This is a genomic window from Bacillus shivajii, from assembly GCF_020519665.1.
GTDB classification, from domain to species: domain Bacteria; phylum Bacillota; class Bacilli; order Bacillales; family Salisediminibacteriaceae; genus Bacillus_CA; species Bacillus_CA shivajii.
The window spans coordinates 4018592-4032056 of record NZ_CP084703.1 but is presented as its reverse complement, the minus strand read 5'-3'; the positions used below and the strand labels follow the sequence as shown (position 1 = coordinate 4032056).

Sequence of the window (13465 nt, the reverse complement as noted above, 5' to 3'; positions counted from 1 at the left end):
CTCATACGCGATTTCGTGACAATAGCACACTCTTATGAAAATAAATCTTAAATGATAGCGGAGGTTTTACAATGTTTGAAAGAAAACCAGTTATTAGAGAAGAATATTTCATATTAACGGGAGATTTTGCATTGGCAGTAATCCTAGATCAAATGGTACATTGGTCAGGCTACGCTGCTGAGCTTGATCGATGGATTGAAGAACAAAAAAAGAAAGGAAGAACTCCTAACTTAACACCAATGAACGGGTGGTTCTGCAAGACAGCTGAGGAATTAGTTGAAGAGACGATGTTAAATGTTTCACCAAATACAATGAATGACTATTTAAATAGATTAATAGAATTAGGCTGGATCGAGCAACGCCCGAACCCACGTTATAACAAAAATCCAAAGGAATTATATCGAGTGAACTTTGCAAAACTGCACGCCGACCTCGAACAGCTTGGCTTTGAAGCGTAGGGACGGTTCTTCTGCTTCCAAGACGGAAACAGGGAAATGGTTTTGATTAAAAATGACCTTCCCAATATGTGGAGTTGCAACGAAAAAGCGGTAAAGTTGAAGGGGACGCCTTTAATGGATAAGTATTGATCTTCATTTTTCATTTTTAGATATGAAATTATATATATATTTAAAGAGTATTTAATGAAGGAGGGAGGTTTATTGTTCCCTTCGAGCGAAGAAACACGTAAGATGTTTCGTATATATATAAAAGCCTATGACAAGAGATAGAAGGGCGCCGGGCTTAGTTTCTGTCCACCTTTAAGTAAAGCCGCTAACATTCCGCTATACAATAACGGGACGTTAGCGGCTTTTTTTATTTAACTGAAGTTTTACTATAATTTTTACGGTGTCATGGCCATTGTTTGATGCGAGGAGCGGATGAGACAATATGATGTTCGGTGTATTTGTTTTTCAACCTTGTAATAGGAATAGTTGATCGTGATGGATTCGTTGTTTGTTAAGGTGAGCGAGGGGGCTTGTAATGGCTAGGATTGGAGTGTACTTATTAATTGATCAAATCGTCAAAAGAAAGAGATCAACATAAGTGGAAGTTGATATAAACATTCTCATATAGTTAATTAAATAGTTTTTAGATACTAGTATTTTAGAACTATCTACCACTTTCTTCTTGGCTTCATCTATCTTATAATGACAATGTTATTAAATTGTTATCGAAAGGAATTTATTAGATGAAGAAGTTACTGATGGTATTATCTTTTAGTTTGGTTTTAATTGGTTGTTCAAACTCTGAGACAGCAGCGTTAGAAGAACAAATCGAGGAGTTAAAAGAAGAGAATGAAGAACTAAGAAGCGAATTGGCTAGTAAAGAAGAAGAGGCTGAGGCGTCAATTAAGAGTGATGTTGAAGAGGTAAAAGAGGAAGAAGTTGCGGAAAAGGTTGAGGAAGAAGATACAAATGATACACTTCAATTTGGTAAGCAGTACATAGTTGAGGGATTTGCTGAGTTTACGATTGATGAATTTGAATTTGTAGATGAAATCCTCCCACCAAATACTTCAAGTGTATACAGTTATTACGAATTAAATAATTCGAATAATATTTACCTATTACTTACAGGTGAGATTAAAAACTTAAGTACAGGTACGATCGATACAGGTAACTTTAGTAACGATTTTAGCGGAACCGCATTTTATAAAAATGATTTTACGTATGACAATGTTCGGTTTGGCTCACCAACAACCAGTGATTCAAACTTCCACAACGATAGAATTGATCCTTTAGAAGACCGTCTATTTTATATTTATGTTGAAGTACCAAAAGAAGTATCAGATAACATCAGAGATGTTGAAATGGAAATTGAAATAAATCGCGAGACATTTTATATTCAGTTTGATTAGAGGCGGAGGAACGGATCCTAAAGCAACGAAGGTGGCTTTTAATATTATATTGAAATGCGGTCGGATGAGGTGTCTCATTCGTCCGTTATTTTTATAGGTGGGAAGAAAGATCGAAGGTGTAAGACACAAGGAATGCCGCGAATAAGCTACGCAAATTCGCTGCAGAGAAGAAGGAGCGGACATATAATAGGAAATTAATTTTTGGTTATATGAGACCTTTATTTTGGTATGCTCATGTTTTAAGAATTATCTTCTATAATGCCATCTATAAATGTATCCAACCCTTTACCAATACGAATCATGTCCTCTCCAATAACCTTTGCTGATTTTTCAACATCACCAAGGTCCAGATCAATGTACATATAGAATAATGGTTTCCCCGTCTTCACTTGAATCTTAATGCCGTGTTTTTCTGCTAATTGCGAGGCTTTATTTAGTGTAGTTTCGGGCAACTTATTCAATTTTTCCTTTAAGGCCTTTCGACAATAAATAGACAAACGAACACTTTCTGTTTTTTCCATATCATCATAATCACGAACATCTCGATAGAGCACGGATAATTCAACTTTGTCACTTTCAAATATCCCTTGATTATTAGAAAAGTAAGGATACAACTCAATTCGACCTGGTTTGGAATGGTGGCAATTCCATGTATATTGATTTGCCTCTAGTTTTGAACAATGAGTAACAATGTATTGATATGTATGATTTGTTAAGTTATCTAGATATTTATTTACCTCATGCTCCGCGTGTTTTAGAGCATAGTATTCATTTAAATATAGTTGCCCTGCATTGGATAAAACTTTCATTTATATTTGCCTCCTCTAAGAATTTCTAATAAAAGGTGGTTCTCTTTGATTGCATCTATAAAGGCTTTTGTTTTACTAACAGGGAATCCGTTCTTGACTACTTCTTTGGACAGTGTATGTAATTGATTGATCACTTTAGTCGTTGAACCATACGGCCCTAGTATGAAATCAAGTAAGAGCCGCTTTACATTCTCAACAGCAGCGAGTGAAAGGTTTTCATCCGACATAAGAGGCAGTAGGCGCAAGATGATCGTTTCATGGGACATAGGAATCCAATCATTTGATGTGGTTGGGATTGACTCCTTGGGGGTTAAGTAGACTTTGATAAACTGAAGGTCCTTGAAGTTTTCATTTTTCGCCATTGCCAAACTATAACGATTCAATTGTCCTAGGTTTGACTCATTTGTATTACTTTCTCCACTGAAAAGCTTTTGTTCAATACAGAGAACGAACCCTTCACCTTGAATCAGGATATCTACATAGTTGTTTACGTTGTAACCAGGGAGCGTACCTAAGTTATATTCAGCATAAACATTACACCCTTTATACCAGTCCTCTGAAAGCCCAGCCTCTTTCGCTTCAATATCAAATGCATATTTTAAACATTTGTCCTTTAAACCATGTAACTGTGTTTCGTCTAAATAATAAGTAAAATACTTCGTAAACCTTATTTCTTGAGTACCTTTACCACAAACGGTTAATACTGGTATAGGAATTCCTTCTTCTATTAATTGTTGAAGAAAACGTATGTATTCTTTACTTTCCGACGATAAATTGGTTTTGACCTCTTCGGTAATAGAATCGATCACTTCTTTAATTCTTTGTTCATCGATTTGCATTGCTCTTTAACGCTCCTTAAGAATTACTTGATACTTATTTCCTAATAGCTTCGCTTTGAAATAGTAGAATTCCTTTAAAGAGGAGCCTAATCCCACTTCTAGTATTGTTAGGTCTAAATGCATATGACTGAATACATTTTTTACTCGGATACAGTCAATGGACTTTATAAAGTAAAAGATAATAATTCCTATAGTTCCAAAATATAATAACAAATAACAGTGAATAAATACCTACAAATATGTAATTTTATGGTGCAATTTATAACTGTTAGAATGTTTTGACTATGTAGGGGAGGGGCGATAAATTCATAGGTTTATTTCGGTTTATGTTCATGGATCGTTTTTATTTGATGTTCAGAGGATGTTAACAATGAAACGATGGATGAGGCAGAATACTTCGTATGAATAACAGAAGGAAATGTTGCTATTGAGGTAAAGGACAAAGAATTTAAAGGAGGAAGTTTTTATGTTTGAGTTTTTATTGTTTATTTTCATTATTGGGGCTATATGGTTTTTTATAAAAAAGCGTAAAAATTCATCAAACTCTTCAGCTAGTACGTCTAATACTGGAACGACAAAACCATGTATTAAAGAGTTTCAAGGAAAAGTTGCTACAGTTAGGCTATATGAATCAAAAATTGAAATTTATAAACGTGGACTTGCAAAGTCTGTAATGGGTCAATCAGATATTACGCTTCCTTTAAGGTCTATTTCGGCAGTTAATTTTAAAAAGGGAAGTGCATGGGAAGGTACTGGCTATATCAGGTTTTTAGTTGGGAGCAGTGACCGTAACACAGATGGGATATATTCAAGCTATTTAAATGCTGCTTCTGATGAAAATACCGTTGCTTTTGCAAAAAATAAAAATGAAGAAGCTTTAGAGTTTAAAAATATAATAGAAGATCAAATAGAGAAAGTTTTAAGTTCTAATAATGGTAATACAATAAATGAGCTATCAAATGCAGATGAAATCAAAAAATTTAAAGAATTATTAGACCAGGGGATCATTTCAGACGACGAATATAATAAGAAGAAACAAGAACTATTGGGTTATAGCAAGCGTGCCTGACCCCAAAAACAAAGAACGAAAGTGCGGCTTCTAATAATATACTTAAATCTGGACGGATGAGTTGTTGTTCATTCGTCCGTTATTTTTATAGAGGGAGAAATGTATAGATGTAAGATACAAAGAAAGCCGCGAATAAGCTTGTGCAAATTCGCGGCGGGGAAAAAGGATAATAAGTATAATAGGGAATTACCTTTTGGGTGATATGGGAGCCTTTTTTGGTACGATTATATTTTAAGAATTCCTCTCTAAAATGCCACCTATAAATGTATCCATCCCTCTACCAATATGAATCATAGCTTCTCCAATACCCTTTGCTGATTTTTCAACGTCATCAAGTTCCAGATCAATTTAATCATAGAAAACATCTAACCTCCCAATTGTTCAATGAATGGAATGTTAGTGGCTTTTTGTTGTACATAAGAAGTACATGGACGGATCTCATGTTTCTTGCATACCACGATAGAAGTGGATGAAATAGGGTGCGGTTGGTGCCAAGTGTAATACCTCTTATCAAACACGATTATTAATTAGAACAACAACTGTTTTTAGTCACACGATATCAACACTTGCCACTTATCCACCTTTCAAACCTCTTTAAACACTCTCAGATATACAAATCTATTATATCTAGTGTGTCTCAGAAGAAAAAGTAGTATTTTTCCTGGATCTCCTGGAGAGTCACCAGAGTCTTAATGGACAAGAAGTGTTAAATCTTATCAAGAGGAAACTGTTACATTTAGTTTAGCAGTCACAATAAATATTTACAGCTTGTAAATTATGTGCAATTTAACCGTCTATTCAGTGGAATTTAACATTAAGATTATCGAGAATATTATTTTGTATTTTTAGAAAATTCTAAATTAACCATTGAACTGGGATACAATGTGTCATATACTAATAAATATAATAACTGGGATACAATGTGTCTCTTTGCTTATTAATGTATTAAAGAGGAGGTCATTGATATTTGAAAAAAATAGAAACATTATCCATTCGTGAAACTATTTTCAAACAACTTAGAGGAATGATTTTAAAAAATGAACTGAGGCCTGGTGATAAACTTAGCGAAGCTGAATTAGCTGAGCGACTGGGTGTTAGTAGAACTCCAATAAGAGAAGCATTACACAAATTAGAATTGGAAGATTTAATTGAAATTCAACCCAGAAGATACTGTCAGGTAAAAGGGATTACTAAGGAATCTATTAATGAAATAAATTTGATAAGGGCTCAACTTGAACCGCTTGTGGCAAGAGATGCTGTAGACCATTTAACTGATGATGAATTGAATTATATAAAAGAAGTTTTAGATCGGTCCGTAAATTACTTTGAACAAGGTGATGTTTATAGCTTAATAGAAGCGCATGATGAATTTCATTCCACGATATTAAAAGCTTCGAAACTAAAAAGGATTGTTAAATTACTCGAGAATTTGCATGATTATATTATTTCATTTCGTTACTCTTTTATGTCCCGTCCGGACTTGGTAAAGCGGTCTATTTATGAACATCAAGATATTTTTGAAGCATTAGAAAAACGAGATAGTGATAAAGTAGAAGAACTCTTTAGAATTCACCTGGAAGGTGTACTAGATTATGAAAGCGTTGTCTTAGAAGATATGTAAATCTCTAAATAATAATTCAAGGAAGGGGTTATTTTTGAATGATTAAACAGAACGTTATTCTTAGTTTTTCGTTTTTTCTCTTGTTCATTCTTCTTTTGGGGTGTACTTCTTCTGAAGAAGGGAGTACGAATGTAGAAACTGACCCAATTACTTTAAGTTTTGCTTATGAACTTCCTACAGATCACCCTTGGGGAATAGGTGCTGAAGAGTTCAAGGAAATAGTCGAAAGGGAGACTGAAGGTGCAATTACAATCGCGATTCATGGTGGTGGAGCCCTTGGAGGATCTGGCGCGGAGATTCAGGAAGGTACTGAACTAGGGACAATTGACATTGGGATTTCATCTACACCGTTAGCACAAATAAATCCATATGTAGAAATATTCTCTCTCCCATATATATTTACTGACAGAGAAAACGCCTGGGATGTTATGGACGGTGAAATTGGTGAACAAGTTGGTGGGTATTTAGAAGATAATAATCTTAAACACTTAGCTTTTTGGGAAGATGGATTTAGACAAGTAACAAATAGTACTAGGCAGATTACTTCACCAGAAGACTTTGATGGCCTAAGTGTACGAGTACCTGAAAGTACTGTTAGGATAGAAACATTTGAAGCATTAGGGGCTAATCCGTTACCAATGTCATTTTCAGAAGTTTTCACAGCATTACAACAAGGAGCTATAGACGGACAAGAAAATCCATTATCGGTTGTGGAAAGTTCATCATTTTATGATGTTCAAGAATATTTAACTATAACTAACCATGTGTATTCTCCAGCTTCTTTATTCATTAATTATGACAAGTGGGACAGTTTAACTGAGGAACAGCAAAGTATTTTAGTTGAGGCTGCAGAAGCAGGGAGAGATACTAATAGGGAATTGAATGCAGAACAAGATGAAAGTTTGATCGCTGATTTTCAAGAAAGGGGAATGGATGTACACGTAATTGAAGATATTGTGCCTTTCCAAGAATTGACTCAATCTGTTTGGACAAATGTAACAGAGGAGTTAGGTGAAGAGGCCCAGGAGATTATTGATGACATTCTCGAAACTCAGCAGTAAACAACCAATTATAAGGGTGATACTAGATGAAAACTATTCACCGCTCTGTATTTCTAGTAATTAAATATGTAAACAATACTGTTCTGTTCAGTATGTTTGTTATTCTTCTAATTCAGGTTATATTTCGAAGGGCTCTTGGTAGCCCTTTGCCATGGCCTGAAGAGATGGCACTTTTGACAATGATATGGATAACTTTTTTAGGAGCGTACCAATGTACATTCGAAGATAAACATTTAAAAATGTCATTTTTAGAAGATAAGCTTTCTCCAATACTTAAACCCTTTCTTCTTATTGTTTCAAAGGGAATTGTGTTAACATTCCTGGCTATTACAAATGTATGGGCGTATCCATTTATCCAGACTGCAGGGAAAACAACCCTCCCTATAACAGGACTACCAATGTGGGTTCCCTATGGTATGATATGGCTCGCTTTTATACTTATGTTTATTGAAGTTCTCATTCAACTAATAAAGGAAATCTATGAGCTCACATTAAAAATAAGAAATAGAAAAATAAGTGATGAACCAAGTAAGGAGGGAGAGTAATGACCCCAGCATTAATGTTATTGATTATTTTGTTGATGCTTGCATTGGGTGTTCCGATCGCTTTTGCCCTTGGGGTTACCGCCGTTGCCTTCTTACTTTTACTAACTGATTTACCAATGAGCTTAATCGTTCAACAACTCTACCAAGGAACTAATAGCTTCCCTTTACTGGCGATACCTTTATTTATTTTAGCTGGATCATTGATGAATTACAGTGGAATGTCCAAACGGTTAATTAATTTCGCATTATCAATTGTTGGAATGGTTAGAGGTGGACTCGCTTTTGTTAATGTGATAGCCTCGGTATTTTTTGGAGCTATAACAGGTACTGCTGCAGCAGCAAGTGCTGCAGTGGGGCAAATTATGATACCTATAATGAATAAAAAAGGTTATGCCCCAGGCTTTTCAGCAGCTACAACTTCGGCAGGGTCTTCATTAGGAATCCTTATTCCGCCAAGTGTTCCAATGATACTTTATGGATCTATTTCTGGAATTTCCGTAGCCAATCTCTTTTTGACTGGAATTCCAATCGGATTAATGATTGCTTTTGGATATCTGATAGTTGCATATTTCGTTTCTTTAAAACAGGATTATGTAGTTGAAGAACAACCTTTCAGCTTAAGAAATTTTTATAAGACCTTTTTAGATGCCATACCAGCTTTACTAGTCCCAGCTATTATTCTAGGTGGAATCATGACGGGGGTTGTTACACCGACCGAATCAGCGGCATTAGCGGTATTATGTGGCTTAGTTGCAGGGTTCATATATAAAGAACTAACCTTCAAAAAGTTAATGAATGCACTAGAGGATAGTGTTCGTAATACAGCGCTTGTTATGTTTATAGTAGCAACCGCTACGATATTAGGTTTCTCATTTTCTTCCTTGGGAATCGGCCAACAGATGATGGGACCATTTATGGCTTTTTCTGATAATCCAATTATGATAATGCTTATGGCCAGCCTTATTTTATTTATAGGAGGATTAATCTTTGATGGTACTGTTATGGTGGTAGTATTGGTTCCGTTATTTCTACCTTTAGTTCAAGCCACTGCAATTGATCCTTTACAATTTGCAATGGTAGTAATTATCGTGTGGGGAATTGGCCAACAAACACCTCCAGTTGCTAGTGGGTTATATATTACAACTGCCATCGCTAAAGTAAATATGTTAAAAGCTAGTAAATACAATATTTGGTACATTTCTGTATTAATCGTTGCTCTTATTGGTATGATTTTCTATCCAGACGTCATGCTTTACTTTCCAAGATTATTAGTACAATAACTTAAGGAGATGATATTATGATTTTTTCCAATATGGTACAAACAATTGAAACGCACACATTTGGAGAACCTACTAGAATTATTAATGGAGGGCTACTAAAGGTTAAAGGTGAGACAGTGGCAGAACAAAGAGACTATATGGCAGAAAACTATGATTGGTTAAGACGATCCGTAATACAGGAACCAAGAGGGCATCGTGATATGTTCGGTGCTGTACTTCTCCCTCCAACGAAGGAAGGAATTGATTTTGGTGTGATCTTCATGGATAACACTAATTTTCTAAATATGTGTGGGCATGCTACTATTGGAGTTTCAACTGCAATAGTAGAGATGGGAATGGTAGAGGCAACTGAACCAGAAACAAAGCTTGTGTTGGAAACCCCAGCGGGAATAGTATATCCAACAGTAAAAATTGAGAACAATCGGGTAACAGCTGTAACTTTTGAAAATGTACCTGGTTTTTTGGAGCACAGAGATGTAGTCATTGATTTGGAAGGTATCGGTGAAATTAAGACTGATATTAGTTTTGGTGGAAATTACTTTGCGTGGGTAAATGCAGACGAAATCGGAGAAGAGATCCACGTCTCAAATGGTACTCGATTAAAAGAACTAGCTGCACGTATCAAAGAGAAAGTTAACCAAAAAGTTAGTGTTAAACATCCTACAAAACCATATATTGATAAAATTGATATTGTAACATTTTATAGTAAACCAACAATTCCAGAAGCTACTTATAAAAACGTACACATTTTTAGTGATCGACAAGCTGATCGTTCTCCAGGAGGTACTGGTACTACCGCTATGGTAGCTAGAATGGTAGGAAGAGGAGAGATGGATTTTGGAGAAGAGGTTGTTTGTGAAGGTTTCGTAGGAGGTACCTTTACTGGAAAGGCTGTCAGGAGGGAAAGGTTAGGGGATATGGATGCGGTAGTGACTGAAATTACGGGTACTGCGTTTGTATCAGGATTCCAAAATATCTTGATTGATCCAAATGATCCGTTTAAACATGGATTTAAAGTCGATTGATTCAAATATATGAACTTTATATACTAACTGGGAAAAGTTAATCTATTTTTTCTAATAGATAATTAGGTATCTCCTGATTATGGTACCGTAAAGCGATTAGTTTAACAACAAAATAAAACCAATAGCTTAGGACACATGTTCTAAGCTATTTGTTGTGAGAAACTAACCATTAGTGATTATGATTCAGGATCCGGTTGTGAGAAGAAAAGACATCGAAATGGCCATCTGCCGCGCGGTATTTTGCTACATACTTTTCACGAAAGCCTTGTTTCGATTGAGAGGTTTGTTTCTTTTCCACTTCGGAACTACTGCCTTGTAATTCTTTTATCGTTTCAAACAAACGTTTATTGGATAAAATCCTTTCTCCCCAGCAAACATATGGAGCACCAGAGACTTTATTTTCAAATTGTTTTCCTCCGAGACTCTCTCCTAGTCTAGTAATCACCCAGCCATTATCACTCTTTTGTATGAGTCCCTGTTCAGATAAAATAGGATTCATTCTAAATCTAGAAACCCCAAAATGATTACTTAATGCCGTTACACCCAACATTTTTGTTTCCTCTTCTTCATTTTCCTCAGAGAAATTTGTTCCTTTCTCTTCCCAAGCCCAAGCGATATAAGGCCCTGCTTGATTTTTCATTGTTGCTCCTTTTTACTTTCTGACGATCTATGATAGGAAGAGGTACTAGAAGATATAACATCACTTTTTATAATACATAAATTACCATTTTTAAATTTAATAGCTTTTTTACTATTAAGAGTCATATTTTATGAAAGTTGACTGTATATTGATTCTAAACAGTAAACAGTTTGTTTGTGAGTATGGAACACAAGGGGTTAAAAATGATGAGGAAAAACCAAATAGTACATGATTTATCAAATTCTATTTTTCATTACATTTTATCTGGGAGGTTTGGTCCGGGTTCTCCGTTGCCGAGTGTAAGGGAAATTGCACAACAACTAAATATTAATAAATCGACTGTATTTTTGGCTTATAAAGACTTACAAGAGAAAGGCTATATCTATTCTCGAAAGGGGAAAGGTTTCTATGTTTCCAGTGATGTAAGAATCGATGAAACGTCATGGGAGGGCAGCATATCAGAAGCTATTGAACCCTTGCTCTGGCAAGCCAAATTGGCACAATTACCTAAAGAAGAACTGCTGAAAAAGATCAAACTTTATATTACAGACAATTACGAGGTAAGCCCGATCAAGGTAGCATTTATAGAGTGTAACAAATATGAAGCGACAGAAATTGCTCAAGATCTAGAAAGGCAAATAGGTGTTCCTGTAAAACCATTTATGCTAGATGAACTTCCTATAAAGCACAGAGAAATCCTCTCTTATCCATTAATATTGACGACGTTTTTCCACCTTCATGAAGCAAAAACATTATTAAAAACGAGAGAAATCACCGCAGTACACCATATTCCATCGATTCAATCCGTATCTGAAATATCCAATATTAACAAAGTTGACAGTGTTGGGATTATCGCGACGAATGAAAGAACAATGAGAATTATTAAGGGGGTGTTATCTGTATATCAAAGAGATTTTCGCCAAAGTGCTACGGTCGACCAGCCCGAAAAAGTCAATGAAATCTTGAAGGAATGTAATATCGTGATTATTAATCCAGAGATCTATACACATTACGACGAAAATACCTTTGCCAATCATAAAATCATCCCAGTTCATTTTCAAATAGAGAATCAATCGATTCGGTTTATCAAAGAAAAACTGAATAAAATTCAGAAAAAATGAAGTTACGTCTTCTCTTTATTTAAAAACTTTAAAGGGGGAAAAACGATGTTTCGCTTTAAAAAAACGCTGTTTGCATTAACGGGTTCTCTAGCATTGGTGTTAAGTGGATGTGGAAGTGATGATGAGACACCTTCTCAAGAAGAAGGTGCGGGCGATTCCGATGGAGGGGTAGAAGAAGTTACGATTCAATTGGGCCACCATCATGCTGTAGGTGGGCAAGTAGACCAGCTTGCTGAAAAAATATCTGAATTAGCTACTGAAAAGAGTGATGGAGCGATCACTGTTGATGTTTTTCCTGGGGGACAGCTTGGCGAAGAGATGGAAGCGATTGAAGGGGTAAATATGGGAACGATGGAGATGTCGATCGTCTCACCTGGTTTAATGGATCAGTACTCTGGAGTGTTTGGTGTTGAAACGCTGCCATTCATCTTTGAGGATTGGGATCATGCTGATGAATCGTTAAATGGCGAACCTGGTAAAGCACTACGAGAAAATCTTTTGGACAATAGTGATATCCGTGTGATGGGCTATATGCACTTAGGTTTTCGCCATATGATCACAAATGAAACTCCTATTGAATCTTTAGATGATATTAATGGGTTAGGGATGCGTTCTCCTGAATCATGGGTATGGACGCGAATGTTTGAGTTATTAGGTGCAAATCCAACACCTGTTACATGGGGAGAAGCATATACAGCCTTGCAAACGGGAGTTGTTGATGGGATGGAGTCACCTGCTTCAGGGATCATCGATATGAATTTCCATGAGGTAACAAACTATTTATTCTTATCTAATCATATGTTTGGCACAATCAGTGTTGTGATCAATGATCCGTTGTTTTCAGGTTTATCAGAGCAACAACAAGCACTGTTAACTGACGCTGTAGAAGAAGCTGTGGACTATCTAAATGAAAATGTTACAAAACCAGCAGATGAAGAAGCGATTATTGTTTTAGAAGAAGAGAAGGGGATGACCGTCATCGAAAATCATGATATTGATCATTGGCGAGAAAGCGTGGAACCGATGTATGACGAGTTTATCGAACGCGCCCCAGATGCTGAAGAAATTATCGATCTGATTAACGAGTTAAGATAAAACAACCATTAAGGTGGTTCATATGAAAAAAACACTTCGTAAGGTGGATTGGTTGTATGAAAGTACGGCCGTAACCGTATACGCTCTAGCTATTATCATTATGTTAGTGCAAGTTTTCTCGAGATATGTATTAAGTTCTCCGATGATGTGGGCAGAAGAGTTTGCGAGATTAATGTTTGTCTGGATTGTGTTTATAGGAGCGCCAATTGTCATAAAGAGACATGGCAATATTGCCGTCGACTATTTTATCCAATACTTGCCGCAGATGTTTAGAAGAAAATTAAAGCTCGTACTCTATGTCATCGCGGCAATTTTCTCTCTATTAATTGCTTATTTAGGGATGAACATGGTGATTAGTCATTGGCACATGACATTAAATACGCTTCCCTTCCCTCAATCTGTAAGGTATTTACCAATTATGCTTGGTTTCCTTATGATGGGGATCAATTTTATGAGAGTGATTCCTGAAGTCATTAGAGGTGAAGACGAGTGATTGAATAAT

General features: G+C 36.0%; 14 protein-coding genes. 11 read left to right on the top strand and 3 right to left on the bottom strand.

Features of this window, described 5'->3' with window-relative positions:
- Positions 1-71 precede the first annotated feature (71 nt).
- Both LGQ02_RS19400 and LGQ02_RS19395 read left to right on the top strand, forming a co-directional pair.
- Positions 72-458, top strand: a complete 387-nt coding sequence (locus LGQ02_RS19400) for a helix-turn-helix domain-containing protein (RefSeq protein WP_226515927.1) — start codon at positions 72-74, stop codon at positions 456-458.
- Between the two features lie 731 nt (positions 459-1189).
- Complete coding sequence (locus LGQ02_RS19395; RefSeq protein ID WP_226515926.1) at positions 1190-1858, top strand: hypothetical protein; 669 nt, start codon at positions 1190-1192, stop codon at positions 1856-1858.
- A 239-nt stretch (positions 1859-2097) separates the two neighbouring features.
- Here the strand turns inward: LGQ02_RS19395 and LGQ02_RS19390 are convergent, their stop codons facing one another.
- Complete coding sequence (locus LGQ02_RS19390; RefSeq protein ID WP_226515925.1) at positions 2098-2667, bottom strand: hypothetical protein; 570 nt, start codon at positions 2665-2667, stop codon at positions 2098-2100.
- Positions 2664-3506 carry a PD-(D/E)XK nuclease family protein gene (locus tag LGQ02_RS19385; RefSeq protein WP_226515924.1) on the bottom strand — a complete coding sequence of 281 codons (843 nt, stop codon included), beginning with the start codon at positions 3504-3506 and terminating at the stop codon, positions 2664-2666. Before LGQ02_RS19385 ends, LGQ02_RS19390 begins: the two co-directional genes overlap by 4 nt.
- 466 nt (positions 3507-3972) lie before the next feature.
- Between LGQ02_RS19385 and LGQ02_RS19380 the strand changes: the two genes are divergently transcribed.
- The 6 genes from LGQ02_RS19380 to LGQ02_RS19355 all read left to right on the top strand — a co-directional run bounded on the left by LGQ02_RS19380 (position 3973) and on the right by LGQ02_RS19355 (position 10107).
- Complete coding sequence (locus tag LGQ02_RS19380; RefSeq protein ID WP_226515923.1) at positions 3973-4575, top strand: SHOCT domain-containing protein; 603 nt, start codon at positions 3973-3975, stop codon at positions 4573-4575.
- 967 nt (positions 4576-5542) lie between these two features.
- Positions 5543-6196 carry a GntR family transcriptional regulator gene (locus LGQ02_RS19375; RefSeq protein WP_226515922.1) on the top strand — a complete coding sequence of 218 codons (654 nt, stop codon included), beginning with the start codon at positions 5543-5545 and terminating at the stop codon, positions 6194-6196.
- A 38-nt stretch (positions 6197-6234) separates the two neighbouring features.
- Positions 6235-7257 (top strand): DctP family TRAP transporter solute-binding subunit, encoded by a 1023-nt coding sequence (locus LGQ02_RS19370; protein WP_226515921.1) that lies wholly within the window; start codon positions 6235-6237, stop codon positions 7255-7257.
- Positions 7258-7283: 26 nt separating this feature from the next.
- The gene (locus LGQ02_RS19365; protein WP_226515920.1) at positions 7284-7802 is read left to right on the top strand and encodes a TRAP transporter small permease; all 519 of its coding nucleotides are present in this window, start codon (positions 7284-7286) and stop codon (positions 7800-7802) included.
- A complete protein-coding gene (locus tag LGQ02_RS19360) occupies positions 7802-9082 on the top strand; it encodes a TRAP transporter large permease (protein WP_226515919.1) in 1281 nt (426 codons plus the stop codon). Before LGQ02_RS19365 ends, LGQ02_RS19360 begins: the two co-directional genes overlap by 1 nt.
- Before the next feature lie 17 nt (positions 9083-9099).
- Entirely contained in the window at positions 9100-10107 is a 1008-nt protein-coding gene (locus tag LGQ02_RS19355; RefSeq protein ID WP_226515918.1) for a proline racemase family protein, read from the top strand.
- A gap of 169 nt (positions 10108-10276) precedes the next feature.
- Here the strand turns inward: LGQ02_RS19355 and LGQ02_RS19350 are convergent, their stop codons facing one another.
- Positions 10277-10747 (bottom strand): hypothetical protein, encoded by a 471-nt coding sequence (locus tag LGQ02_RS19350; protein ID WP_226515917.1) that lies wholly within the window; start codon positions 10745-10747, stop codon positions 10277-10279.
- Positions 10748-10950: 203 nt separating this feature from the next.
- On the opposite strand from LGQ02_RS19350, the gene LGQ02_RS19345 reads away from it, so the two are divergent.
- Genes LGQ02_RS19345 through LGQ02_RS19335 form a run of 3 tightly spaced genes read left to right on the top strand, consistent with a single transcriptional unit; the run spans position 10951 to position 13456 of the window.
- Entirely contained in the window at positions 10951-11868 is a 918-nt protein-coding gene (locus LGQ02_RS19345; protein WP_226515916.1) for a GntR family transcriptional regulator, read from the top strand.
- Between the two features lie 45 nt (positions 11869-11913).
- A complete protein-coding gene (locus LGQ02_RS19340; protein ID WP_226515915.1) occupies positions 11914-12963 on the top strand; it encodes a TRAP transporter substrate-binding protein in 1050 nt (349 codons plus the stop codon).
- A 22-nt stretch (positions 12964-12985) separates the two neighbouring features.
- On the top strand, positions 12986-13456 hold the full coding sequence (locus LGQ02_RS19335) for a TRAP transporter small permease (protein WP_226515914.1): 471 nt from the start codon (positions 12986-12988) through the stop codon (positions 13454-13456).
- The last annotated feature ends 9 nt before the right edge of the window (positions 13457-13465 follow it).